Source organism: Aeromonas sp. 95A (assembly GCF_051919235.1).
Lineage (GTDB): Bacteria > Pseudomonadota > Gammaproteobacteria > Enterobacterales > Aeromonadaceae > Aeromonas > Aeromonas veronii.
The window spans coordinates 4,099,597-4,123,585 of sequence record NZ_JBQBFC010000001.1 but is presented as its reverse complement, the minus strand read 5'-3'; the positions used below and the strand labels follow the sequence as shown (position 1 = coordinate 4,123,585).

19 protein-coding genes, 2 tRNA genes and 1 pseudogene are annotated in these 23,989 nt (G+C 60.1%); 12 read left to right on the top strand and 10 right to left on the bottom strand.

Features of this window, described 5'->3' with window-relative positions; translation table 11 throughout:
• Positions 1 to 122 precede the first annotated feature (122 nt).
• The 6 genes from ACTG2U_RS18925 to ACTG2U_RS18900 form a co-directional block, all read right to left on the bottom strand.
• Positions 123 to 605, bottom strand: a complete 483-nt coding sequence (locus ACTG2U_RS18925; protein WP_439974924.1) for a GNAT family N-acetyltransferase — start codon at positions 603 to 605, stop codon at positions 123 to 125.
• A gap of 97 nt (positions 606 to 702) precedes the next feature.
• The gene (locus tag ACTG2U_RS18920) at positions 703 to 1,146 is read right to left on the bottom strand and encodes a DoxX family protein (protein ID WP_139741053.1); all 444 of its coding nucleotides are present in this window, start codon (positions 1,144 to 1,146) and stop codon (positions 703 to 705) included.
• Entirely contained in the window at positions 1,143 to 1,895 is a 753-nt protein-coding gene (locus ACTG2U_RS18915; protein ID WP_439974923.1) for an HvfC/BufC family peptide modification chaperone, read from the bottom strand. Before ACTG2U_RS18915 ends, ACTG2U_RS18920 begins: the two co-directional genes overlap by 4 nt.
• Positions 1,888 to 2,736, bottom strand: a complete 849-nt coding sequence (gene bufB, locus ACTG2U_RS18910) for an MNIO family bufferin maturase (protein ID WP_439974922.1) — start codon at positions 2,734 to 2,736, stop codon at positions 1,888 to 1,890. The genes ACTG2U_RS18915 and bufB overlap by 8 nt, the downstream gene beginning before the upstream one ends.
• Positions 2,737 to 2,808: 72 nt before the next feature.
• Positions 2,809 to 3,072 carry a BufA1 family periplasmic bufferin-type metallophore gene (locus ACTG2U_RS18905; RefSeq protein ID WP_005334862.1) on the bottom strand — a complete coding sequence of 88 codons (264 nt, stop codon included), beginning with the start codon at positions 3,070 to 3,072 and terminating at the stop codon, positions 2,809 to 2,811.
• 434 nt (positions 3,073 to 3,506) lie between these two features.
• Positions 3,507 to 3,707, bottom strand: a complete 201-nt coding sequence (locus ACTG2U_RS18900) for a YbfA family protein (protein ID WP_005334863.1) — start codon at positions 3,705 to 3,707, stop codon at positions 3,507 to 3,509.
• 212 nt (positions 3,708 to 3,919) lie between these two features.
• Between ACTG2U_RS18900 and ACTG2U_RS18895 the strand changes: the two genes are divergently transcribed.
• Positions 3,920 to 4,213, top strand: coding sequence for a hypothetical protein (locus tag ACTG2U_RS18895; RefSeq protein WP_005347702.1), 294 nt, complete (start codon positions 3,920 to 3,922; stop codon positions 4,211 to 4,213).
• Positions 4,214 to 4,254: 41 nt separating this feature from the next.
• On the opposite strand, the gene ACTG2U_RS18890 is transcribed toward ACTG2U_RS18895, so the two are convergent.
• A tRNA-Cys gene (locus ACTG2U_RS18890) sits at positions 4,255 to 4,328 on the bottom strand.
• Positions 4,329 to 4,385: 57 nt separating this feature from the next.
• A tRNA-Gly gene (locus ACTG2U_RS18885) sits at positions 4,386 to 4,461 on the bottom strand.
• Between the two features lie 249 nt (positions 4,462 to 4,710).
• On the opposite strand from ACTG2U_RS18885, the gene ACTG2U_RS18880 reads away from it, so the two are divergent.
• From ACTG2U_RS18880 to ACTG2U_RS18830, 11 genes and pseudogenes are all read left to right on the top strand, one after another.
• Positions 4,711 to 8,148 (top strand): ATP-binding protein, encoded by a 3,438-nt coding sequence (locus ACTG2U_RS18880; RefSeq protein ID WP_439974921.1) that lies wholly within the window; start codon positions 4,711 to 4,713, stop codon positions 8,146 to 8,148.
• 415 nt (positions 8,149 to 8,563) lie between these two features.
• Complete coding sequence (locus ACTG2U_RS18875) at positions 8,564 to 10,249, top strand: ABC transporter substrate-binding protein (protein ID WP_005353816.1); 1,686 nt, start codon at positions 8,564 to 8,566, stop codon at positions 10,247 to 10,249.
• Between the two features lie 118 nt (positions 10,250 to 10,367).
• Positions 10,368 to 11,350 (top strand): annotated as a pseudogene (locus ACTG2U_RS18870) (ABC transporter permease).
• 1 nt (position 11,351) lies between these two features.
• Complete coding sequence (locus ACTG2U_RS18865; RefSeq protein WP_005347708.1) at positions 11,352 to 12,272, top strand: ABC transporter permease; 921 nt, start codon at positions 11,352 to 11,354, stop codon at positions 12,270 to 12,272.
• Positions 12,269 to 13,288, top strand: a complete 1,020-nt coding sequence (locus tag ACTG2U_RS18860) for an ABC transporter ATP-binding protein (protein ID WP_019446723.1) — start codon at positions 12,269 to 12,271, stop codon at positions 13,286 to 13,288. The genes ACTG2U_RS18865 and ACTG2U_RS18860 overlap by 4 nt, the downstream gene beginning before the upstream one ends.
• A gap of 11 nt (positions 13,289 to 13,299) precedes the next feature.
• The gene (locus ACTG2U_RS18855; RefSeq protein WP_439974920.1) at positions 13,300 to 14,292 is read left to right on the top strand and encodes an ABC transporter ATP-binding protein; all 993 of its coding nucleotides are present in this window, start codon (positions 13,300 to 13,302) and stop codon (positions 14,290 to 14,292) included.
• Between the two features lie 114 nt (positions 14,293 to 14,406).
• Positions 14,407 to 16,128, top strand: coding sequence for a glycoside hydrolase family 9 protein (locus ACTG2U_RS18850; protein ID WP_439974919.1), 1,722 nt, complete (start codon positions 14,407 to 14,409; stop codon positions 16,126 to 16,128).
• The gene (locus ACTG2U_RS18845) at positions 16,121 to 16,993 is read left to right on the top strand and encodes a BadF/BadG/BcrA/BcrD ATPase family protein (RefSeq protein WP_439974918.1); all 873 of its coding nucleotides are present in this window, start codon (positions 16,121 to 16,123) and stop codon (positions 16,991 to 16,993) included. The genes ACTG2U_RS18850 and ACTG2U_RS18845 overlap by 8 nt, the downstream gene beginning before the upstream one ends.
• Positions 16,978 to 18,843 carry a beta-N-acetylhexosaminidase gene (locus tag ACTG2U_RS18840; protein WP_439974917.1) on the top strand — a complete coding sequence of 622 codons (1,866 nt, stop codon included), beginning with the start codon at positions 16,978 to 16,980 and terminating at the stop codon, positions 18,841 to 18,843. Before ACTG2U_RS18845 ends, ACTG2U_RS18840 begins: the two co-directional genes overlap by 16 nt.
• A gap of 211 nt (positions 18,844 to 19,054) precedes the next feature.
• Complete coding sequence (locus ACTG2U_RS18835; RefSeq protein WP_439974916.1) at positions 19,055 to 20,608, top strand: methyl-accepting chemotaxis protein; 1,554 nt, start codon at positions 19,055 to 19,057, stop codon at positions 20,606 to 20,608.
• A gap of 66 nt (positions 20,609 to 20,674) precedes the next feature.
• A complete protein-coding gene (locus ACTG2U_RS18830; RefSeq protein ID WP_429013881.1) occupies positions 20,675 to 21,031 on the top strand; it encodes an MGMT family protein in 357 nt (118 codons plus the stop codon).
• A gap of 16 nt (positions 21,032 to 21,047) precedes the next feature.
• Here the strand turns inward: ACTG2U_RS18830 and ACTG2U_RS18825 are convergent, their stop codons facing one another.
• The gene (locus ACTG2U_RS18825; RefSeq protein WP_005334891.1) at positions 21,048 to 21,212 is read right to left on the bottom strand and encodes a hypothetical protein; all 165 of its coding nucleotides are present in this window, start codon (positions 21,210 to 21,212) and stop codon (positions 21,048 to 21,050) included.
• 108 nt (positions 21,213 to 21,320) lie between these two features.
• The gene (gene topA, locus ACTG2U_RS18820; protein WP_100653220.1) at positions 21,321 to 23,942 is read right to left on the bottom strand and encodes a type I DNA topoisomerase; all 2,622 of its coding nucleotides are present in this window, start codon (positions 23,940 to 23,942) and stop codon (positions 21,321 to 21,323) included.
• Positions 23,943 to 23,989 lie beyond the last annotated feature (47 nt).

Genomic DNA, 23,989 nt, shown 5'->3' with positions numbered 1-23,989 from the left:
AGATAATGGTGGCGTGCTCCATCAGCATAGTTGGCGGCGTTGCCGCGATCCCATCTGACGCCATATTTATTGCTGTAAATCAAATTCACCGACCAAACGCCACTCATGCAGAGCTGCAACCCTTATTCCACCGCCGGTTGCCACTCCAGATAGGCCGGATTGACGACAAAGCCGATCCGCTCATAGAGGGGACGCCCCTGCTCACTGGCATGGAGCCACACCTTGCCCAGCTGACGCGCTCTGGCAAAGGCAGTTATGGCATCAAGCAGCGCCGTGGCGATCCCCTGCTGGCGCCATTGCGGCCGCGTATACATATTGAGCAGGTACCCCTCCATCCCCGCCAGATTGCCGGGATAGGGTGGCCGTTCAAATAATGCCAGCGTCCCTGCCGCCACGATCTGTTTGCCGCCCTCCTGCGTATCGGCCTCAGCCAGCCAGGATAAAGCACTCTCTTCACTCATCGCCCGGGTAAAGTAGTCAAGGGTGGCCTGCCACAAGGCCGGGTCTGCCTGCGGCGTCACCAGCTCACCGACCTCACAAAACAGCTCCATGCGCAGCGCCACCAGTGCGGGAATATCTGCGGCCCTTGCCTGACGAATAATCATTGGCTGCTCCTTTTCTCTCATGGGAAATTTCGCCGGCCGTCATTATGACAAAGAGCGCCTTGTGGCGCTCTTTGTCATTGGGGAAATCACTGATAAATCAATGGCTGCGACGTGTCAGCCAGTGATCCAGGCTCAGCACCCCGCCGCCCCAGATGATCAGGGTCAGCAGCATCCAGCCCCACAGCTGGTGATCGTAAAAGCCACCCGCCCAGAGGGTCGGGTAGGAGATCACCGCCATGATATTGAAGCCAAACAGCAGCAAGGCGGCCGGGCGAGTAAAAAGCCCCGCCAGCAGGAAGAGCGGCAACAGCAGCTCGGTCGCCGTACCCAGATAAGCAGCCCACAACCAGGGCAGCAGGGGCACCTGATACTCGGATTCAAACAGATAGAGGGTGGAATCCCACGCCGTCAGCTTGAGCCAGCCTGAAGTGATAAAAACCGACGCGACCCAAAGCCGCGCCAGCAACAGCACACCGGTACTGCTCCAGCGCGGCAAATCACCACTTGAGCTGGCCAGCGCCAGCCATTTGTTTGCCATCATGGCATTACCTCCATATCCACCAGCAGACCAAGGGTTATCAGGCGAGCGAGATGTTCACTGGCCGCAGGGTCGGCCGCAAGCAGATCGACCAGCGCCGTACCGGCGAGACATCCCTGTAGCAGCGCCCACTCACCAGCCGTCAGGGGCAAGGGTGCAACCCGGCAATCCGGCTGTTTCTTCAATGCCAACCAGACGGGGGCATCAAGCACCTCCACCGCTTCGCCACCGTGCAGCGCCATCTGCCACAGGGCCAGCACCGGATAATCGCTGGCAACCAGCAGCAGATCAGTGGCTGGCAAGAGTCGCAGCCGCTCCCATTGTTGCGGCGATAATGCGGCCAGACGCTCGGCTGGCCAGCAGCGTGATTCCAGCGGCAGCAGACTGGCACGCTCAAGCTGCCATTCGAACTGCGCCAGCGCCTCCAGCCAGGGCAGTCCGGTTGTAGTCGGCAAGCGGGCCAACCATTGACCAAACCCGGCGCCATAGTGCATGACGCTCCCTTCCCTGAGCGGCTCGGCCAATACGAAGCTACGGGCCGCCGCTGCAAAAAAGTCATCCCCGACCATAGCCTTGACGGCGGGATAACTGCTCGCCAGCACCTCGCCAAGGCTCAGGATGAAGTGGTTGCGATAGACCTGCAGCACAGATTCGGCAGAAAAGAGCCGGGCGCTGATGTGAGGGGCAATGGCGTCAGGCGCCCCCAGCAGACCATCGGCAAAGTGCTGTTGCAGCTGTGCCAGTTCAGCCATGGGCCACCTCCCGTGGTGCACTCATGGCACGCGCCTCATCCAGAATGGCGCCGGCCTGCGCCGCCTCTGCCAGCAAGACCGGCAGCGGCGGGATCTCGAGGTCCCACTCAATCAGGGTGGGAATGGCCTGCTTGCGGCAGATCTGGCGATAGAGTTCCCAGACCGGCTCCACCACAGGGGCGCTGTGGGTGTCGATATAGAGGGAGCCTTCCGGCAGCTGCTTCTCGGTATAACCGGCCAGATGGATCTCCCCGACGGTGGCGAGATCGATCGCCGCCAGATACTCATCGCAAGAGAAACCGTGATTGAAGGCACTGACATAGAGATTGTTGAGGTCGAGCAGGATGCCGCACTCGCTGCGCTGCTGCAGCTCGGCCAGAAATTCCCACTCGCTCATCTCCCCGGGCAGTTGCAGATAGGAGGAGGGATTTTCAATCAACATGCGGCAACCCAGGGTCTGTTGTACCTGCTGGATCTTGTCGCTCATGTTGCGCAGGGAGGCGCGGGTATAGGGCACCGGCAGCAGATCGTTGAAGTAACGCCCGCCAATGCTGCCCCAGCTGAGATGTTCGGAGATCCGTACCGGTTTGATCGCCGCGGCCAGTGTCGACAACTGCTGCAGATGGTGCGCATCGAGCGGGTCGGCAGAACCGAGGGACATGCCAACGCCGTGAAGACTTACGGGGTAGTGCTGCGCCAGTTCGGCGAGCACCTGAAAACCGTGGCTGTGCCGTTCGAAGTAATTTTCACTATGCACATCCAGCCAACCGACTGCCGGCAGGGTTTGCCGGATCTCATCGTAATGGGGAGTGCGTAATCCGATACCAATCAAAGGGTTCATCGCAAGACTCGCTTTCGCCAATCAGAGAAGATGCAGGGGGCGACCCGTTGGCCATCCCCTGCCCGATGTCTCTTACTTGGGTTGCAGCGAACCGCCGACCAGCTTCTCGCACAGCCCTTTGGGCATCACCACAAAGGCATCACCCTGAGCATCTTCCTTGGCAGTACCGGCGCAGGAGCTGCTCTTGGTCGCACAGTCATTTTTGCTGGCCTTGACCACGCCGTAGCACTTCTCCTTTTCATCGGCAGCCATGGCTGGTGCCGCGATAAATTGGGCGCCCAGCGCCAGCAGACCGGTCATGGCGGAGGCGATAGCAGTGCTTTTTTTAACATTCATGTTCATGTTCCTTTTGATGTCGTTGGATGTTGCTGATATCCCCGATTTGTCGCAACCGGGTACCTGCAATAGAACCGGCAAACGGGATATTCCCTTTCAAAAAAAACACAAAAAGAGTTAAAAAATCCAAAGACAGACACTCAATCAATTGATTTTAAACAGCTATTTCATCATTGAAAATTTCTCGACGACCACCCATTAATGAACGAGGAAAGTGCCATATGGTGCTTTCATCCCGTTAATCTTCTTCACTGCTTCCATCAAAAGAGATGCGTCAGACATAAAAAAACCCCGCCAACTGGCAGGGCTGGATGCAACTTTAAAGAAACAAGAAATAAACAATCTGAGTAGTGTTGGGAGGCAGGAGTTGCGGCAAACAGATAAAAAAAGAGACAGCTTTGGCTGTCTCTTTTTGCACATGGTGCGAATGGGGTTTAGTAGAAGATCCGCTCGCCACGCTCGCTCATTTTGAGCCACACCGGTTTGGTGCTGGTTTTGTTCCAGATCCGGTGCAGATAGCTGTAGAAGCGGGCACGATCGCTGCGAAACAGCATCACGGGGAAAGCCAGAATGCCCACCAGCAATACATAAATGCGACGAAGAATAATCTGAGTCAGGGAAAAGGGATGAAACATGATGTAACTCCTTACTGGTAAGACCACTGAGCAAAGATTACCCCACTCCATGTAGGATTACTACATCACCAACGCATTTTTTTATAAAAAAATGGTGAAAAACGGGAAATACTGAAAACGGGTTACGTCATTAACCAACAGTTAACAAACTTGCGAAAATCGTGCGCTTTGCCACAGTTATCAGGGGAAAAACATGCAGTAGGGAGACACGCATGAAACTGCCGGAAGTGGCACTGCTGGTGCTGATGGTTGCCCTGACACGGGCACAACTGGAGGAGTGGCAACTGAATCGGGAAGATGCCATCGTGCTGGCCGAACGGGGCGTGCCCACCGTCAGCCTGTGGCAATGCGGCACACTGAAGCAACGGATTGCGGATCTCAACCAGCACAGTGCCGAGGTGCAGTTTCAATATCGGGGGCAAAACATGGCGGATGTGAGCCACTATCTCGAGCGCGAGTGGAAACAGGCTGGCTGCGAACAGTTACTGGTGCAGCAAGGATACTGACCAAAAGAGTGATGAATCAGGGAAAAGAGAGATAGAGAAGATGGAGGCACGTTCCGGAGTCGAACCGGACTAAACGGATTTGCAATCCGCTGCATAACCGCTTTGCTAACGCGCCATGCTAACAAGACTGATTGTCTTGAAAGTGGGTTCCATCGTTGGTGCGATGGAAAATTGGAGCGGGAAACGAGACTCGAACTCGCGACCCCGACCTTGGCAAGGTCGTGCTCTACCAACTGAGCTATTCCCGCGTTACTGCTTTCGTGCCAGTTGCCTGACAACGAGGCGCATTATACGTACCACGAGCGCCAGCACAACCCCTTTTTCGCAATTTAAGCCCTGATGCAGACTGTTTGCTCAGGGTTTAAACGCCTTGCTGCATTTTTCTCCAGCCAGCTGTGACCCACCAAGCGAATTTGGGATAAAGTCGTTGAAATGATTACGCTTTCGTTCGAGACTTGAGCGGCTTAATAACCGGATTCTCAATTGAAAATCACAAGATGAAATGGATCTTCACGCTTCGTGGGCTCAGGCCGCAGTTAATGCTGGCTTTTTTCATGTTGGGCATGGTGCCCTTTTTGGTCATCACCCTCTTCTTCCTATACAGCCACGGCAAGGATCTCACCACCCAGACCTCCAACCACCTGGTCTCCGTTCGTAATATCAAGAAGAGTCAGCTCGAGGATTACTTCAACAACCTCAAAGAGCAGATCATCAACTTCTCCCAGCAGGATTTCGCCGGCAACAGTATCGGCCGTTTCTATGGCTTTACCGGCGCCTTCGAGAAGTTGGGCACCACACCGCAGGAGGCCCGCAGCCGTGCTCAGGCCCGCTATCTGCCCGGCTCCTGGGATCAACTGCGCAAACCGGACAGTCAGGTGGAGATCGAACCCTCCATCACGGCGCTTATCCTCGCCGACGAGATGTATGGCCGGGTGCACCAGCGCTTTCATCGCGGCTATGCCGACATGGTGCGCAAGTCCAACTACAGCGACATCTTTCTGGTGGACCTCAACGGTGATGTGGTCTATTCGGTCACCAAGCACCCTAACTTTGCCACCAATCTGCTCTCAGGACCTTATCAGGGCAGTGGCTTGGGCCAGACCTTCGCCAAGATCAAACGCCGTCTTGATGGCGGCCAGAAGCCGCAGCAGATCTTCGAATTCACCGATTTTGGCCGCAACGAGCTGACCGGGCAGGTGGTCGCCTACATGGCGGCGCCCGTGATGCAGTACGACTATGTGCGCGGTGTGGTGATTTTCGAGCTGCTGCCGGACAAGCTCAACCAGATCATGGCGGAGCGGGAGGGGCTGGGCGAGACCGGCGAAACCATCCTGATCGGCCCCGACAAGCGGATGCGCGCCGATGCCTGGCTGGCACCGGAGTTCAGCGTCGAGAACAGCTTCAGCCCCAACTTCCGTCCACTGCAAACGCCCCTCATCACCAAGACGCTCTCCGGCGAGCAGGGGGTCGGGCTGTTCCACTCCTATCAGGATGACGAGGTGCTGGCCGCCTACACCCAGGTGAAGGTGTTCGATACCGAGTGGGCCTTTATTGCCGAGGTCTCCACCCGGGAAGCCTATGCCCCGATCCGCCAGCTGGAAACTCTGGTAATTGTGCTGGGTGCTGGTTCGGTACTGCTGCTGATCCTCTTCTCCCGCTGGCTCTCCCACTCCATCACGGCGCCGCTGCGCTCCCTGACCGAAGCGGCCGAGCAGGTGGCCGACGGCGCGCTGGATCACCCCATCGCCATCGAGCGCACCGGCGATGATATTGACCGGCTGGCCGAAGCGTTTCGCCATATGCAGCGCTCGGTGAAGGACAAGATCGAACTGATCGAACAGCAGACCCAGGAGCTGCAACAGCAGGTCAAGCTGACCCACAAGCAGAACCTCAGCCTGCAGCAGGCGGACAAGCTCAAGGATGAACTGCTGGCCAACACCTCCCACGAGCTGCGCACCCCCATTCACGGCATCAAGGGGATGGCCGAGTCGATGCTCGCCAGCCAGCAGGATTTGACCGAAGGGCAACAAAAGCAGCTCGGGCTCATCATCAAAAGCGCAGACGGCCTGGCCCGTCTGGTGGACGATCTGCTCGACTACCATCAGATGCGCTACGGCCAGCTGGAGATCCACTCCCAGCCCGTCTCATCAAAAGGGGTTATCCGGCTGGTGCTGGATCTCTGCCAGCATCTGGTGCAGGCCAAACCCCTCACCCTGGTGGATATCAGCCCGGCCGAACTGCCGCCGGTGCTGGCCGATGAGCAGCGGCTCGAACAGGTGCTCTACAACCTGGTGGGCAACGCCATCAAGTACACGCCGCAGGGCAAGGTGGTGCTCAGTGCCATCGTCGAGAACAACTTCCTGCGCATCAAGGTCACCGACACCGGCATCGGCATTGCCCCCGACCATCTGGAACATATCTTCGAACCGCTGGTGCAGATGAGCCCGGAGGTAAGCAAGCAGGGGGCCGGCCTTGGCCTCTCCATCACCCGCCAGCTGGTGCACCTGATGGGGGGCGAGCTGTTTGTCGAGAGCGAGCCGAGCGTCGGCTCTACCTTCGCCTTTACCCTGCCCCTTGCCACCGGCAAAGCGGCCTATCTGACTCTCGACAGCCGCCAGATCGAACATCAGCTGGTGCGCCAGCAACCGCTGATCCTGCCGGACTGGGAGAGCGACGATCTGCCCCCTCCCCCCGAGGATGCGCCGCTCATTCTGGTGGTGGATGACGAGCCCATCAACCTGCACATCCTGCGCCATCTGCTGCAGCCCTGCGGCTACCGCATCCTGCCCAGCAGTGACGGCCACGATGCGCTGGCCAAGCTGGCCGAGGAGCCGGTGGACCTCATCCTGCTCGATGTGATGATGCCGACCCTTTCCGGTTTTGACGTCTGCCGCCGCCTGCGCCAGCAGCACCCGAAAGATATGCTGCCGGTGCTGCTGCTCACCGCCCTTAACCAACCCAAGGATATCGAGGAGGGCTTCGGGGCCGGTGCCAACGACTATCTGGTCAAACCCTTCTGCAAGGAGGAGCTGTTTGCCCGGGTCAAGGCACTGCTGGAGGCCAAGGCCGGACGTGCCTCGCTGGTAGAGAACCGGCTATTGAAGCAGGAGATCGAACATCGCCTCACCCTGCAGGATCGACTGCATCAGGATCAGCAGCGCCTGCTGGCCCTGCTCGGTGAAGGGGCCGACCCCATGCTCTTTATCGACGAGCAGGGCACTGTGCTGTTTGCCTCCCGGGTGATGGCACGCCTGCTGGGGCAGGAGCCGGAAGCCATGGAGGGGCAGCCCCTCAATGAGTGGCTCGCCACCCCGCTGCAACAGCAGTGGCCCGACCTTGCCAGCGAGCGGGAACACAATCTGGAGTTTCTGGTGGCCGGGCAAAAAGATGTGCTCAACGCCCGTGCCCTGCCCATCGCGCTCGGAGGACAGGCCGCTTTCGCCCTCACTCTGAGTACCGAGCTGCGTCAGGATGAGAACCGGGTAATGGCGCTGGAGAACGCCCTCAAGAACCTCTCGCGGCAAGCCATCATCGAAGATGAACAGCTGCTGGGCGAGCTGAGCCGCCTGGGTGGCGAGTTCCGTTCGCTGGCCGACGACCTCATTCGCCAGCAGGATGACGAGCCGCTACGCCGTGCGCTGGTAGAGACCATGCAGCTCACCCTGGATGCCTGGCAGCAGGGGACCGGCAAGGGCAAAATCGTGCTGGCGGAGAAGAGCAAGCTGTGGCGGGTCTATATGGACAGATCCAGCCCGCAGACCCGCACCCTCGACAAATACCTGAGTCTGGACACCCTGCCCAAGTCGCCACGCTGGAAAACGGTCGTGGCCACCACCGAGTATGTGCTGGGCCACTGCCCGCTCAATGACCACCAGCGCCAGCAGTTGCAGCACAGCGCCCAGACCCTGCGTCAACTCGCCAACCGCAAGCCGTGACACGGTGCCCTAAACGGGCGCCGGATCACAATTGGCAATCTGGTTTCTTTTTATGCAAAACAAAGCCCCGCACAACCCCGAAACCGAGAGCAGATCCAATTCACAAATTTGTCATATACGCCATTTTCACAGCCACTTTTTACGCGAAAGCAAATAACGCAAAGTTATGATTTTAAAAAGATAAAAATCGATTTTGACGAGATTGACGTAACACCGTCAATTTTTACGAAAACAACGAAATCAATAGTTGTTGTTTTCCTGTTAATTCTGGTTTGCTTAGGGCGTTGGAAAACAGAACGACAAAGGTTAGACACCTGACCAACACAGAGGGCCGATTTCATCAGCATGCGAAACCGGTGCTCACACAAAACAAGGCGAACCCTCGGGAATGCCAAAAAATAAGAAAGGAAAACATATGCTTGCCAAAGTATCCAAAATCTCTACCGCTGTAATGCTGGGAACCATGATGCTTGCCGGTGCCGCCGGTAACGCCATGGCCGCAGAAAACAAAACCGTGCTGACCATGGTCGCACAGCAGGAAACCGCCTGGGTCAAGAACTTCAACCCCTTCCTGCAAGCGGGCTTGCTGCACACCACCCGTCACTTCATCTATGAGCCGCTGGTGATCTTCAACGATATGCAAGGGGGTAAACCCGTCTATCGTCTGGCCACCAACTATGCGTTCAGCGATGACCTGAAATCCGTCACCTTCGATCTGCGTGACGGCGTGAAGTGGTCTGACGGCGAAGCCTTTGATGCCGATGACATCATCTTCTCTTTCAATCTGGTCAAGGCCAACAAGGCGCTGGATGAGCGCTCAATCTGGACCCAGATCAAGAGCGTCGAGAAGCTGGCCCCCAACAAGGTCAAATTCGACCTGACCGAGGTCAACACCAACGTGGTGAACGATCTGGTGCTGGTACCTATCGTGCCGGAGCATCAGTGGAAATCGGTGAAAGATCCGGTTGCCTTCACCAACGACAAGCCGGTTGGTACTGGCCCCTTCACCGAAGTGGACAACTTCTCCGCCCAGCTCTATACCCAGTGCCGCAACCCGCACTACTGGGATAACGCCAACCTCGCCATCGACTGTATCCGCATGCCGCAGATGGCCACCAACGACCAGGTGCTGGCTGCTGTCATGAAAGGTGACATCGACTGGTTCGGCTCCTTCGTACCGGATATCGAGCGCCTCTACGTCGGCAACGATCCGAAGAACAATAAATACTGGTTCCCGGCCTCCGGTACCGTGGCGTTCAACGTCAACTTCCAGACCAAGAACCCGGGCAATAACGAAGCCTTCAACGACATCAACTTCCGCCGCGCCTTCTCCATGGCGATGGACCGCCAGTCCATGGTGGATATCGCGGGCTACGGCTACCCCACCGTCAACGAGTACCCGTCAGGTCTGGGCAAAGCCTTTGACTCCTGGAACAACCCGGAAGTGGACAAGAAGTACGGCAAGTACAACAAGTTCGATCTGGAAGGGGCCAAGGCCCTGCTGAAAGAGGCAGGCTACAAGGATTGTGACGGCGACAAGTTCCTCGACACCCCGAGCTGCAAAAAGATCGAGTTCAAGGTACTGGTACCGAATGGCTGGACCGACTGGGTCAACACTGTTCAGATTGGTGTAGAAGGGCTGCAGGCGCTGGGCCTGAACGCCAAGACCGCTACCCCGGAAGCAACCGTCTGGACCGAGAACCTGATCACCGGTGACTTCGATGTCGCCCTGCAGGGTTACTTTGCCGGTGCCAACCCGCACAAGTACTTCGAGACTGCGTTCCACTCCCGCAACATGGGCGACCGTGGCAACCGCTTCGCCGCGCCCCGTTACAAGGATCCCGAACTCGACAAGCTGATCGATGACTTCACCCAGACCGCCGATGCGGCCAAGCAGAAGGAGATCATGTTCGCCATCCAGGATCGTGTTGGTGCCAACCAGACCATCATTCCGGTCTTCAACAACCCGACCTGGTATGAGTACAGCACCAAGCGCTTCAACGGCTGGTTCAGTGCTGATAACCCGGTAGCCAAACCTCAGCTCCACCCGGACACCCCTGAGCGTCTGCTGCACGTGTTGTCCCTCAAGCCAAACAGCTAAACAATCCCGGCCCCCTGCGGGGGGCCATCTTCCCCGTTAATCCCCTTCTTGCCCGACTTTGCCGGGGTTGGGGTAGCTATACCCGACGCGGGGCAGACTTGCAGTAAAAGGTACTATCATGGGATTCATACTGAGACGCTTTTCCTTCTACCTGGTTGCCTTTCTGGTAGCCGCCACCATCAACTTCCTGTTACCCCGTGCCATGCCAGGGGATCCTGTCTCCGTGATGTTTGCCCGCGCTGGCGCCATGATGGAACCCGCCGCTCTGGAAGCCCTCAAAGCCACCTTCGGCTTTGTCGATGGCCCCATCGGCACCCAGTTTCTCACCTATGTGAAGAGTGCTTCACCTGGGATCTCGGCACCTCGGTGCGCTTCTACCCGCAGCAGGTCTCTGACGTGCTGGGCCGTGCCATCGGCTGGACCCTGTTTCTGGTCGGCACCTCCACCATCCTGAGCTTCTCCCTCGGTTCCATCGTCGGCATCTTCGCCGCCTGGTATCGCGGCGGCCGGATGGACAGCATTCTCTCCCCGCTCACCCTGGTGATGCAGGCGATTCCGCCTGTGGTGGTCTCCCTGCTCGCCCTGTTCCTGTTCGGGGTCAGCCTCGAGTGGCTGCCCATCGGCTACGCCTACAGCCCGGAGATCAAGGCTGACTGGGGCTGGGAGCACATCAAGAGCATCATGACCCACGCCATCATGCCGGTGCTGACCCTGGCCGTGGTACAGGTGGGGGGCTTTCTTATCACCATGCGCAACAACATGATCAACCTGCTGGGCGAGGATTACATCACCATGGCCAAGGCCAAGGGGCTCTCCAACAACCGGGTGATCTTCAACTACGGCGCCCGCAACGCCATTCTGCCCAGCGTCACCGCCCTCTCCATGGCGCTCGGCTTCGTTATCGGTGGCTCCCTCATCACCGAGGTGATCTTCAACTATCCCGGCCTGGGCCTGACCCTCTATCAGGGCATTCTGGCCCGCGACTACCCGCTCATTCAGGGGCAGTTGCTCATCATGACCATCACCATGCTCAGCTTCAACTTCCTGGCCGACGTGCTCTACGTCTTCCTGGATCCCCGTCTGCGTACAGGAGGCAAATAAGATGCGTATGCCGACCATTCTCAAAATCCTGCTGGGCAACAAGAAGGCTGCCTGTGGCCTCGCCATCGTGGTTGCCTTCGTACTGATGGCCCTCTTTGCCCCCATTCTGGCCAGCAACGAGCCGACCAAACGGGTGGCTCGCCCGCACCAGCCGCCCAGTGCCGAGTTCGTGATGGGTTCCACCCGCATGGGCCACGACATCTGGGCCCAGTTCACCAACGGCGCCCGTATCTCGCTGCTGGTGGGCTTCAGCGCCGGTCTGCTGGTCTGCACCCTGGCCGTCGCCATCGGCATCACTGCCGGTTACTTCGGCGGTCTGGTGGATGAGTGCCTCACCTTCCTGATGAACGTGGTGCTGGTGATCCCCAACCTCCCCTTGCTACTGGTGCTGGCGAGCTTTATCGGGGAGGCGTCACCGGCGGTGATTGCCGTGATAATAGGGTTGACCTCGTGGGCCTATGGCGCGCGGGTCATCCGTGCCCAGACCCTGGCCCTGCGCGAGAAGGAGTTCGTCATCGCCGCCGAAGTGCTGGGCGAGCCGGCCTGGCGCATCATTCTGGTGGAGATCCTGCCCAACCTCATCTCCATCATCGGGGTGAGCTTCATCGGCTCCATCATCTACGCCATCGTCACCGAAGCTACCCTGGAGTTCCTCGGCCTCGGCGACCCGACCGTGGTGAGCTGGGGCATCATGCTCTACAACGCCCAGACCTCCAGCGCCATTCTGGTCGGCGCCTGGTGGGAGATCCTGGCCCCCTGCTTTGCCATCGCCACCCTGGGTGCCGGTCTGGCCCTGCTCAACTTCGCCATCGACGAGATTGCCAACCCGCAGCTGCGCTCCCACAAAGGGCTGAGCCGCTGGAAGAAACTCGCGGCGCCGGTCACCACACCGGTTGCCACAGCACAGGAGAAGACAGCATGAACAAGCATCCCCTGCTGTCAGTACGCAATCTTTGCGTTGACTACATTACCGAAAATGGCGACGTGCGCGCCGTCAACTCGGTGAGCTTCGATATCAGACAGGGCGAGATCTTCGGTCTCGCCGGTGAGTCGGGCTGCGGCAAATCCACCGTCGCCTTCTCGGTGGCCCGGCTGCACAAGCCGCCCGCCTACATCAGCGGTGGCGAGATCCTGTTCAAGGGGGAGAACATCCTCCACTACAACGACGAGCGGCTACGCTCCTATCGCTGGCAACAGGTGTCGGTGGTGTTCCAGTCCGCCATGAACGCCCTGAACCCTGTACTGCGGATGGAGGAGCAGTTCTGCGACGTGCTGCTGGCCCACAACCCCGGCATGACCCGTTACGAGGCGATCAAGCGCGCCCAGGAGCTGCTCACCATCGTCGATATCCACCCGAGCCGGCTCAAGGATTACCCGCACCAGTTCTCCGGCGGCATGCGCCAGCGGCTGGTGATTGCCATCGCCATGGCGCTCAACCCCGAGCTCCTGATCATGGATGAGCCGACCACGGCGCTCGATGTGGTGGTACAGCGGGAGATCCTGCAGAAGGTCTATGCCCTGAAAGAGAAGTTCAACTTCTCCATTTTGTTCATCACCCACGACCTCTCCCTGATGGTGGAGTTCTGCGATCGCATCGGCATCATGTATGCCGGTGAGCTGGTGGAGGTCGCTCCCTCCAAGGCGATCCTGACCGCGCCGCTGCACCCCTATACCAGAGGGCTGGGCAACTCCTTCCCGCCCCTGCACGGGCCGAAGAAGGTACTGGAGGGGATCCCGGGCACACCGCTCAACCTGCTGGAGGTGCCGGTAGGCTGCCGCTTTCAGGCCCGCTGCGGCAAGGTACACGATCGCTGCCGTCAGGAGTACACCAAATTGGCCGAGATCCGCCCCGGGCAACAGACCGCCTGCCACCTCTATGAGGAGCAGGGACTGCAACAAGATTCCGTGATCTATCTGGACAAGGCCGCTGGCTGTTAAGGATGTCTGTCATGCAAATCGCCAAAACCGATGCACCCATCATCGAAGTCCAGCACCTCTACAAGGACTTCCCCATCAACTCCAATGCCATCAAGAGTGGCAAGATGCGGGCGCTCTCCGACATCACCTTCAACCTGCACCGGGGCCGCGCCCTGGCGGTGGTCGGGGAGTCGGGCTCCGGCAAGAGCACCATCGCCAAGATCATCGCCAAGATGTACAAGCTCAGTGCCGGGCGCATTCTCTATCGCGGCCACGACCTGGAGGAGTTCAACAAGGGCACCGCCCTGCTGGACTATCGCCAGAGCGTGCAGATGGTGTGGCAAGATCCGTTTGGTTCGCTCAACCCGACCCACACCATTTATCACCACATCGCCCGTCCCCTGCTGCTGCACAGCAAGGTGATCGACAAAAAAGAGCTGCCCGACATGGTCTACGCCCTGCTGGAAAAGGTCGGCCTGACCCCTGCCAAAGCAACGGCGGCCAAGTATCCGCACCAGCTCTCCGGTGGTCAGCGCCAGCGGGTCAACATCGCCCGCAATCTGGCGGTGGAGGCGGAGGTGGTGCTGGCGGACGAACCTACTTCCATGCTCGACGTCTCCATTCGCATCGGCATCCTCAACCTGATGGAGCAGATGAAGAACGAGCTCGGCGTCTCCATGCTCTACATCACCCACGACATCGCCACCGCCCGCTATGTGGCGGAAGATCTGGCTGTCATGTATGTAGGGCACATGGTGGAGTGGGGTGAGGTGGACGAGATCCTGCACCACCCGCAGCACCCCTACACCCAGCTGCTCATCTCGGCGGTGCCAGACCCCGAGAAGAGCATCCACGCCGAGTTGGAGGGGGGCCGCAAGGGGGAGATCCCGCTCTGGACGCCGGAGTCCTGCGGTTGCCCCTTTGCCGGGCGCTGCAATCAGGCGATGCTCCGCTGCAAGGAGGCGCTGCCACCCATCACCAAGCTTGCCGACAACCACTTCGTGCGCTGCTACCTCTACGAGTGAAGGTGAACCCGATACCGGCCGGACAACCCTGTCCGGCCATGCCTCGAGACGGAGCGGCCACAGCCCCGTGATGTGCCTCACCGCCCGGCGGTGAACCACAGGAGTAATACCTTGATGGAACTCTTGATAAATCAGGTGGGCTACGAGTGCGACGGACACAAGGTCGCCCTGTTGCAAACCTCCCCCGCCCCTGATCTCGGCGGCTATGTCAGGCTGCAACGCCTCGATGATGGTCAGATCCTGTTTGAAACCCCGCTGCAACCGGCTGGCAGCGTCCCTGGCTGGCAGGGCCGCGCTTACTGGCGCGCCGACTTCTCCGCCTTCAAGGAGCCGGGTCACTATCGGCTGGAGGCGATCACTGCCCAAGGCATTGTCCGCTCCACCCGCTTTGCCATCGGCCAGGATCTGCTGGCCAGCCGCTGCCTCTCCGATGTCATCCACTACTTCAAGGGGCAGCGCGCCAGCGGCACCTTTGATCGGGCCGACCGCAGCGCCCGCCTGTTTGGCACCGACCAGCACAAAGATGTGCACGGCGGCTGGTTCGATGCCAGCGGCGACATGAGCAAGTACTTGAGCCACCTCTCCTACGCCAACTACCTCAACCCCCAGCAGACCCCCATGGTGGTGTGGGCCCTGCTCAAGTGCCGGGAGCTGCTGGCCCCGCGCCGCGATATCGACGGGGTGAACCTCTGCAAGCGGCTCAATGACGAGGCGCTGCACGGCGCCGATTTCCTCTGCCGGATGCAGGATGAGTCGGGCTTCTTCTACATGACCCTGTTCGACAAGTGGAGCAAGGATCCCGCCCAGCGCGAGCTGTGCGTCTATGCTACCCAACAGGGGCTCAAGTCAGCCAACTGGCAGGCGGGTTTTCGCCAAGGGGGCGGCATGGCCATCGCCGCGCTGGCCCGCGCCGCCCGCGAGAGCGTCAGTGGCGACTTCGATGCCAGCCGCTACGCCGAGGCAGCCAAACGCGGCTACCTGCATCTGTGCGAACACAACCTTGCCTACCTCGATGACGGGGTCGAGAACATCATCGACGATTACTGCGCCCTGCTGGCAGCGGTGGAGCTGACCCGCACCTTCGGCAACGAGTGGCTGAATGAAGCGAGAGTCCGTGCCAGCAAGCTCTGTGCCCGCCAGCGCCCTCATCCTGAGCTGGGTCACTATTGGTCGGCCAACGAGGATGGCTCGCGCCCCTACTACCACGCCGCCGAGGCGGGTCTGCCGGTGCTGGCGCTGCTGGAATATCTGGGCATAGAACCGGATCAGGGGCACCAGGCCCGGGTACAAACCGTGGTGGAGCAGGCGCTGGCCGCCGAGCTGGCGCTCTGTGCCCGCGCGGGTAATCCCTTCTCCCTCGCCCGCCAATATGTCAAAGGGGTGGATGAAGCACCGCGCGTCAGCTTCTTTATGCCCCACAACAACGAATCCGGTTACTGGTGGCAGGGGGAGAATGCCCGCCTCGCATCGTTGGCGGCCATGGCCTTTGCTGGCGCCCGCCACTTCCCCCGCCAGAGCCAGCCGCTCATCACTTACGGTCAGCGCCAACTCGACTGGATCCTCGGGCAAAACCCCTTCAACGCCTGCATGCTGGCGGGCCACGGCATCAACAACCCCGCCTATACCGCCGGGTATCCCAATGCGCTCGGGGGGATCTGCAACGGCATCACCGCCGGATTCGATGACGAAAATGAGGTGGCCTTTATTCCGGAGGAGTACAAGGATCGGCTGGATCAGAACTGGCGCTGGGGCGAGCAGTGGATCCCCCACGCCGCCTGGTTCGCCCTGGCCATCAGCTGGCAGAGTGCGCAGGGAAATGGAGGTCGCCATGATTGAGTTCTGGGTCGGCGTCGATGGCGGGGGCACCCACACCCGCGCCCGCATTCGGGATCGGGCGGGCAAACTGCTCGGAGAGGGGCGCGCGGCCGGCTCCAATCTGGAGCTGGGCATCCCCCATGCCCACGCCAATGTGCTGGCCGCCATCGCCAGCGCCCGCCTTGCCGCCGGGCTCGGCATCGAGAGCGAACAGCAGATGGGGGTCGGGCTGGCGCTCGCCTCCGCCGAGCTGGCCGACTGCTATCACGCCCTGCTCGAGATGCCCTTCCCCTTTGCCAGCGTCAGGCTCACCTCCGATGCCTTCGGTGCCTGCCTCGGTGCCTTTGGTGGCCGTGAGGGGGCCATTCTGATCGCAGGTACCGGCTCGGTGGGGCTTGTCTATCAGGAGGGGCGCATTCGCACCTGCTCCGGCCGCGGCTTCCCCATTTCAGACATAGGCAGCGGCGCCTGGCTGGGGCTGCGCGCCATCCAACAATCCCTGCTCTGCCACGACGGCATTCTGCCCCCCAGCACCCTCGCCATCCGCCTGATGGACCGCTTCAAGCGGGATCAGGCTGAAGTGGTACGCTGGGCCGCCCGCGCCATTCCGGCGGACTATGGCCACTTTGCCCCCTGGGTATTCGATGCCGCCAGCGATGGTGACGAGCTCGCCAATCAGCTGCTGGACGAAACCTGCGAACAACTGCGGATCCTGCTGGAGGGGATGACCCAGCTGGGTGCCAGACAGATCGCCCTGCTGGGGGGGATTGGCACCCGCCTCGCTCCCCGTCTCGGCCAGCTCAACCTGATCCCCCCCCAGGCAGATGCGCTCGATGGCGCCATCCTGTTTGCCCAATCAGAGGATTTTCCATGTCTACACCCCTGATCCACACCCTGGTAGCCCGACGTGACGGCGAGGATGTCTGGTTCACCTTCACCCTCTCCCACATACCGGATACCCGGTGGAAGCTGCACTTCTGTCTAGCTCGCCATATCGACCCCGACTCCTTGCAAGGGGGCGAGCTGGAGCGCCAGAGCGGCAGCTACAAGGTGCTGATCCCGAACGCTGGCAGCTGCGAGCTGCGCTTTTGCTGCCGCCAGACGCCCATCAAGAAGCTCTCCGACATGCCGCAGGGCTTTTTCCTCAGCTTGCCGGAGGCCACCACGGGTGCTCAGCTGCTGCCGGTGACACTGGCCGCTCAGGATCTTGGACTGGAAAACCCGCCGGTAACCCGACCCGATCTACCGGATGTCGAGCCCCTGCCCGGCATAGTGCCGCAACCGGCCCATCTGGTACTGCTGGAGGGGAACTTCCGGCTGGCCGAGCGGGCTCATGTCAGCGCCCCCCGCGATGTACCGAAGCTGCTGGCCCACTTCAACGAGCTGACGTCGCTGGCACTGGAGCAGGATCACGACGCAGAAATCCGGCTAACCGAGGCCAAGCTAGCCCCTGAAGCCTACCAACTCACCATCACGCCGCAGGAGGTGGTAATTGCCGCCGCCGACGAAACGGGCTGGCGCCATGGGCTGGTGACGCTAGCCCAGTGGTATCTGCAACATGGGGAGAGCCTGCCCTGCATCACACTGGAGGATGCCCCGCGCTTTGGCTTTCGCGGCATTTTTCTCGACTGCGCCCGCCACTTCCACACTCCGGCCACCATCAAGCGCCTGCTCAAGCTGATGAGCCTCTACAAGTTCAACCGCTTCCACTGGCATCTGACCGATGACGAGGGGTGGCGACTCGAGATCAAAGCCTTCCCGGCACTGACCGACGTGGGTGCCTGGCGCGGCCACGATCTGGCGATCGGCCCCCAGCTGAGCGGCGGCGCCGAACCCTATGGCGGCTACTACACCCAGAGCGAGGTGAAGGAGCTGGTGAACTATGCCAGTGAGCTCGGCATCACCGTCATTCCCGAGCTCGACATCCCGGGCCACTGCCACGCCGCCATCAAGGCGCTGCCCGAGTTGCTGATCGAAACGGCGGATCACTCCCGCTACCGCTCGGTTCAGCATTTCGATGACAACGTGCTCAACCCCGCCCTGCCCGGCACCTACCGCTTCCTAGAGGCCGTGCTGGACGAGGTGTGCGAGCTCTTCCCCGGCCCGCAGATCCACATGGGGGGTGACGAGGTGCCGACCGGGGTCTGGACCGACAGCCCCGCCTGCCAGCAGCTGATGGCCGAACAGGGATACGCCGACTGTCGCGAGCTGCAGGGCCATCTGCTGCGCCACTGCCAGCGCTATCTGGCCACCAGAAGCAAACAGATGATCGGCTGGGAGGAGATCCTGCATGGCGACAAGGTGAGCCGCAAAGCTGCCGTCTGTGCCTGGACCAGTTTTCAGGCGGGGCTGGACGCCGCCGCGGCCGGCTATCCGGTGGTGATGGCGCCCGCCCAGTTCCTCTATCTCGATCTCGCCTGGAGCGCCGATATTCATGAACCCGGCCTCTACTGGGCGGGAACCCTCAATCTGGAGCAGGTCTATGCTTGCGATCCTGCGCCAGCCGATTTCCATGCCAACGATAACATCCTCGGGGTACTGAGCCCCTTGTGGTCAGAATTGATCACCAGCCGCGATCGTCTCGACTACATGTTGTTCCCGCGCATGCTGGCCACGGCCGAGGTGGCCTGGAGCGAGCCCGCCCACAAGGGCTGGGAGCACTTCGCCGCCCGCCTGCCGGGCCAGCTGCAGATCCTCGACCAACTGCAGGTGCGCTACCGGATGCCACAGAGGTAATGTTGTCTCTACTTTGGCGGCCAATTGGCCGCCTTTTTTACAATTAGCCAACAAAATCTCACAACCCCCTACCATTCATCCGCCATTATTGGCAAAATTCAGCCCCCAATGAAGCTGGTCCGCCTCCTGCTGGCGCGAGCCTGCGGCCACCTCCAGATCTGCCACAATAACAACGACAACATTATCAACAAGAACATCGGAGCGTATTCCTATGACCCGCAGAGACGTCCATACCCTGGACAGCGAAGTGGAGTTTCCTGCCGACGTACAACTGGTCTCCACCACAGACCTGCGCGGGGTGATCACCTACGCCAACCCGGCCTTTTGCGACATCGCAGGCTACACGGTCGATGAACTGGTGGGACACAACCACAATCTGGTACGCCACCCCGACATGCCCAAGGCCGCCTTCGCCGATCTCTGGGCCCGCCTCAAGGAGGGCAAACCCTGGCGCGGCATCGTCAAAAATCGCTGCAAGGATGGTCGTTACTACTGGGTAGATGCCTACGTCACCCCCATCTACGAGGGGAACAGGATCAGCGGCTACCAGTCGGTACGCTGCAAGCCCGAGCCCCAATTCAAGCGCATCGCCGCTCAGACCTACCAAGCCCTGCTCAAGGCCGAGCGCGGCAACAGCAGCAACCTTCCCTCTCTTGCCAGAGTGCGCACCCCGGCCATTACCCTGTTGCTGCTCGGCATAATGGGCTGGGCCTTCGCCAGCCAAGGGGCCATGACCGTCCTGCTGATGCTGCTGCCCCTGTTGCTTCTTGGCGGAGCCTACTGGCGCGAGCTCTTCGCCTTGCCCCACTATCTGCAGCAACTGGGCCGCGAATATGACAGTCTGACCCGGCTGGTCTACTCCGGTGACAATCCCGGCGCCATTGCCGATTTTCATATCAAGATGCTGCAGGCCCGCATCCGAACCGTGTTGGGGCGGATCAATGATGCCACGGCACCTCTGCAAACCCTGGCCATCAATCTGAAGCAGGCCTCTCATCAAGCCTGTCTCGATATCAACGAGCAAGATGCCCAGACCCAGCAGATGGCTACGGCTATGACTCAGATGGCCAACACAGCTCACGAGATCGCCCGCAACATTCAGGACTCCAACGGTCAGGTCAACGAAGCTCGCAATCGTTGTGAACAAACCAACCAGCAGTTGAACCAGACCGAACAACAGATCGAACAGCTCGCCAAACAGGCAGAGCTGGCGTTCAACTCGGCGGTAGAGCTCGCCAGCGAATCCGAACGGATTGGCAGTGTGATGGGCGAGATCCAGGGCATCGCCGAGCAGACTAACCTGCTGGCCCTCAACGCCGCCATCGAAGCGGCTCGCGCCGGGGAGCAGGGCCGTGGTTTTGCAGTGGTGGCCGACGAGGTGCGAACTCTATCGACCCGCACCCACAAGGCGACCGAGCAGATCCAGGGCAGCATCAAGCAGATCCAGCACACGCTGGGACGTTGGAAGGGGATGATGCAGGAGAACCTGCAACAGACCCGCGCATGTGCCGAGATGACCCGCCAGGGCGCCAGCAGCCTCCATACCGTGCTGGCAGAGATAGAGCTGGTCACCGAACACTCCACTCAGATCGCCACCGCTGCTGAGCAGCAACAAGCGGTCGTGGAGGAGATCAGCCGCAGCATCCACCAGATCTCCGAGTACTCCCACGCCAACAGTCAGAAGATGCTGGATGTCGATCACTCAAGTCAGGCTCTGCTGGAACGGGCCAAGCAACTGAAGGGGCTTAGCCAGACCTTCGGCTGAATCATTGCCAGCCCCATGACAGAAGCGCGACAATGGCGCTTCTGTTGTTTTTGACGAATCGGGTCTATGAGCATTCAACCAAGTCCATACCCATTGAACAAAACTGCCCGTATCGAAGCGATCATCGCCCTGATCCCGGCAGGCCGGGTGGTCAGCTATGGTCAGGTGGCCGATCTGGCTGGGCTGCCCGGACGGGCGAGACTGGTGGGCAAGGTGCTGCGGGAAACCGACAAGGTACTGCCGTGGCATCGGGTGCTGGGCGCAGCGGGCACTATCTCGTTACCGAAAGGATCGCCAAGCTTTGCCGAACAGACGGGACGCCTGCAGCAGGAGGGGGTCGTGGTGATCGGTGGACGGGTCAGAATGAAGGAGTGGCAATGGCAGCCCGATCTGGCCGAGCTGCTTTTTCTACTGCCGTTTTGAGGGGATCACGGCCGGATCACTCCAGCGGCGCCAGGATCTCGTCGCTGCGCACCTGCACCGGTATGGTCTCATCCGCGCGCTGCAGCAGCACCAGCAGGCTCTGTCGGTCCACCTCCAGCACATAGGCCGCCCCTTCCCGAGTCATGCAACTCATGCCTGGCCGGATCTCGTTAATCTCCATCTCAACCTCCTTGTCTACTTCGCGATTGACGACAGCTGCACTCCTTGCAGCTGTCTCAGTATACCGCTATCCATAAGCAAAGAGGCCCCTTGTCGGGGCCTCTTTTCATCAGGCTTTTTTAGCCTTTGGCAAACTCTCTTGCCAGGTACCGTTGTCGTAGTGAGCGGTCCAACCGGTCGCCTTGCCGTTGACCTCGCTCATCACGTACTGCTCCTTGGTCTTGCGACTGAAGCGTACGATAGCGGGGTTGCCGTCCGGATCGGTGAGCGGGGCACCGGCCAGATACTTGTGCTTGGCGGAGATGCGATCCTTGAAGCGCTTGAGCTCTTCCACCAGCGGCGCGCGGGTCTCGCGGGATTTGGGGAAGTTGCTGGCCGCCAGGAACAGACCGGCAGCACCGTCACGCAGTACAAAGTGGGCATCGGACTGGGTGCACTTGAGCTCCGGCAACGGTACCGGATCCTCCTTCGGTGGCGCGATGTCGCCGTTTTTCAGGATCTTGCGGGTGTTCTTGCAGGTCTCGTTGGTGCAGCCCATGTACTTGCCGAAACGGCCGTTCTTGAGCTGCATCTCGGCTCCGCAACGGTCGCACTCGATGCTCGGCCCTTCGTAGCCCTTGAGCTTGAACTGGCCCTTCTCGATCTCGTAGCCATCGCAATCCGGGTTGCGACCACAGACGTGCAGCTTGCGGCTGTCGTCGATGATGTAGGCATCCATCGCTGTACCACAGACACCGCAGCGGTGCTTGGCGCGCAGCGCTTCGGTTTCCGCCTCTTCGCCGTCAGTGGCGGAGACAAACTCGTCGGCAGAGACCAGGTTGATGGTCTTCTTGCAGCGCTCTTTCGGCGGCAGGGCATAGCCGGAGCAGCCAAGGAAAACACCGGTGGTAGCAGTACGAATCCCCATCTTGCGGCCGCAATCCGGGCAGTCGATGTCGGTCATCACCATCTGGTTGGCACGCATGCCGCCCTCTTCGGGCGCCTTGTCAGCCTTCTCCAGCTCCTGAGTAAACTCGGCGTAGAAGGCGTCCAGCACCTTCTTCCACTCCAGGCTCCCTTCGGCGATGCCATCGAGCTTGTCTTCCATCTTGGCGGTGAACTCGTAGTTCATCAGCTCGACGAAGTTCTCCACCAAACGATCGGTGACGATCTCGCCCATCTTCTCGGCGAAGAAACGGCGGCTTTCGACCCGCACATAACCGCGATCAACGATGGTGGAGATGATGGAGGCGTAGGTTGACGGACGGCCGATGCCGCGTTTTTCCAGCTCGCGCACCAGCGCAGCTTCAGTGAAACGGGCAGGCGGCTTGGTGAAGTGCTGGCGCGGATCCAGCTTGATCAGCTTCAGCACCTCGCCCACGGTCACCGCCGGCAGCTGACTATCTTCGCCCTTGCGACCCATCGGCGGCAGCGCCTTGGTCCAACCGGCGAAGCGCAGGGTACGACCACGGGCCTTGAGCTCGAACTCACCCGCCTTGACGGTCAGGGTGGAGGAGTCGTATTGAGCCGGGGTCATCTGGCAAGCAACGAACTGACGCCAGATGAGATCGTACAGACGCATGGCATCCGGCTCCATCCCTTCCAGCATCTCGGCAGTCACCTGTACGTTGGAGGGACGGATCGCCTCGTGCGCTTCCTGAGCATTGGCCTTGGCACCATACAGATTCGGCTCGGCTGGCAGATATGCCGCGCCATACTGCTCGCCGATATATTCACGCACCGCCTCAACCGCCTCTTTGCTGAGGTTGGTGGAGTCGGTACGCATATAGGTGATGTAACCCGCTTCATAGAGACGCTGGGCCATCATCATGGTCTTCTTGACCCCGAAGCTCAGACGGGTAGAGGCCGCCTGCTGCAGGGTGGAGGTGATAAACGGCGCGGACGGCTTAGAGCCGGTCGGCTTGTCTTCCCGGTTCACCACCTTGTAGTCGACCCCTTCCAGGGCTGCGACAGCGGCAAAGGTCTCGGCCTGGGTCACTGGCTTGAAGTCAGCCCCGTTGCGGCTGACCACTTCCATCCGCAGATCGCTCTTGTCGGCGGTCAGCAGATCGGCATTGAGATCCCAGAACTCGACCGGTACGAACGCCTTGATTTCGCGCTCTTTATCGACGATAAGACGCACCGCAACGGACTGTACCCGACCGGCGGAGAGACCGCGGGCCAGCTTTTTCCACAGCAGCGGGGAGACCATGTAACCCACCACGCGGTCGAGGAAACGACGGGCCTGCTGTGCATTGACGCGGTCAATATTGAGTTCGGACGGCTGGGCGAACGCCTCCTTGATGGCACTCTTGGTGATCTCGTTGAACACCACGCGCTTGTAGCGGCTGTCATCGCCACCGATGATCTCGCGCAGGTGCCAGGCGATCGCCTCTCCTTCTCTATCCAAGTCGGTTGCGAGATAGATGGTGTCGGCTTTCTCGGCCAGACTTTGCAACTCGCTGACCACCTTCTCCTTGCCGGGCAAAATCTGGTAGTTAGCCTGCCAGCCAGCGGTCGGATTGATACCCATCCGGGCAAACAGGGCCTTGCGATCCTTGGCAGCCTTCTCGGATTCGCTCAACTTGATGCCGCGAATGACAGGTTTCTTGGGCTCGGTGCTGGCGCTGCCGCTGGTGGGCAGATCGCGAACATGACCAACGCTGGATTTCACCACGTAGTCCTTGCCCAGATATTTGTTGATCGTCTTGGCCTTGGCCGGAGACTCCACTATGACCAGTGATTTGCCCATGCTGTAACTATTATCCTCATTGCACCCGACGGGGTTGGTGTGCGGTT

Bases quoted from the DNA above. Each gene is read 5' to 3' on its own strand.
- ACTG2U_RS18925 (WP_439974924.1), bottom strand. From the start codon at position 605: ATGATTATTCGTCAGGCAAGGGCCGCAGATATTCCCGCACTGGTGGCG.
- ACTG2U_RS18920 (WP_139741053.1), bottom strand. From the start codon at position 1,146: ATGATGGCAAACAAATGGCTGGCGCTGGCCAGCTCAAGTGGTGATTTG.
- ACTG2U_RS18915 (WP_439974923.1), bottom strand. From the start codon at position 1,895: ATGGCTGAACTGGCACAGCTGCAACAGCACTTTGCCGATGGTCTGCTG.
- bufB (WP_439974922.1), bottom strand. From the start codon at position 2,736: ATGAACCCTTTGATTGGTATCGGATTACGCACTCCCCATTACGATGAG.
- ACTG2U_RS18905 (WP_005334862.1), bottom strand. From the start codon at position 3,072: ATGAATGTTAAAAAAAGCACTGCTATCGCCTCCGCCATGACCGGTCTG.
- ACTG2U_RS18900 (WP_005334863.1), bottom strand. From the start codon at position 3,707: ATGTTTCATCCCTTTTCCCTGACTCAGATTATTCTTCGTCGCATTTAT.
- ACTG2U_RS18895 (WP_005347702.1), top strand. From the start codon at position 3,920: ATGAAACTGCCGGAAGTGGCACTGCTGGTGCTGATGGTTGCCCTGACA.
- ACTG2U_RS18880 (WP_439974921.1), top strand. From the start codon at position 4,711: ATGAAATGGATCTTCACGCTTCGTGGGCTCAGGCCGCAGTTAATGCTG.
- ACTG2U_RS18875 (WP_005353816.1), top strand. From the start codon at position 8,564: ATGCTTGCCAAAGTATCCAAAATCTCTACCGCTGTAATGCTGGGAACC.
- ACTG2U_RS18865 (WP_005347708.1), top strand. From the start codon at position 11,352: ATGCGTATGCCGACCATTCTCAAAATCCTGCTGGGCAACAAGAAGGCT.
- ACTG2U_RS18860 (WP_019446723.1), top strand. From the start codon at position 12,269: ATGAACAAGCATCCCCTGCTGTCAGTACGCAATCTTTGCGTTGACTAC.
- ACTG2U_RS18855 (WP_439974920.1), top strand. From the start codon at position 13,300: ATGCAAATCGCCAAAACCGATGCACCCATCATCGAAGTCCAGCACCTC.
- ACTG2U_RS18850 (WP_439974919.1), top strand. From the start codon at position 14,407: ATGGAACTCTTGATAAATCAGGTGGGCTACGAGTGCGACGGACACAAG.
- ACTG2U_RS18845 (WP_439974918.1), top strand. From the start codon at position 16,121: ATGATTGAGTTCTGGGTCGGCGTCGATGGCGGGGGCACCCACACCCGC.
- ACTG2U_RS18840 (WP_439974917.1), top strand. From the start codon at position 16,978: ATGTCTACACCCCTGATCCACACCCTGGTAGCCCGACGTGACGGCGAG.
- ACTG2U_RS18835 (WP_439974916.1), top strand. From the start codon at position 19,055: ATGACCCGCAGAGACGTCCATACCCTGGACAGCGAAGTGGAGTTTCCT.
- ACTG2U_RS18830 (WP_429013881.1), top strand. From the start codon at position 20,675: ATGAGCATTCAACCAAGTCCATACCCATTGAACAAAACTGCCCGTATC.
- ACTG2U_RS18825 (WP_005334891.1), bottom strand. From the start codon at position 21,212: ATGGAGATTAACGAGATCCGGCCAGGCATGAGTTGCATGACTCGGGAA.
- topA (WP_100653220.1), bottom strand. From the start codon at position 23,942: ATGGGCAAATCACTGGTCATAGTGGAGTCTCCGGCCAAGGCCAAGACG.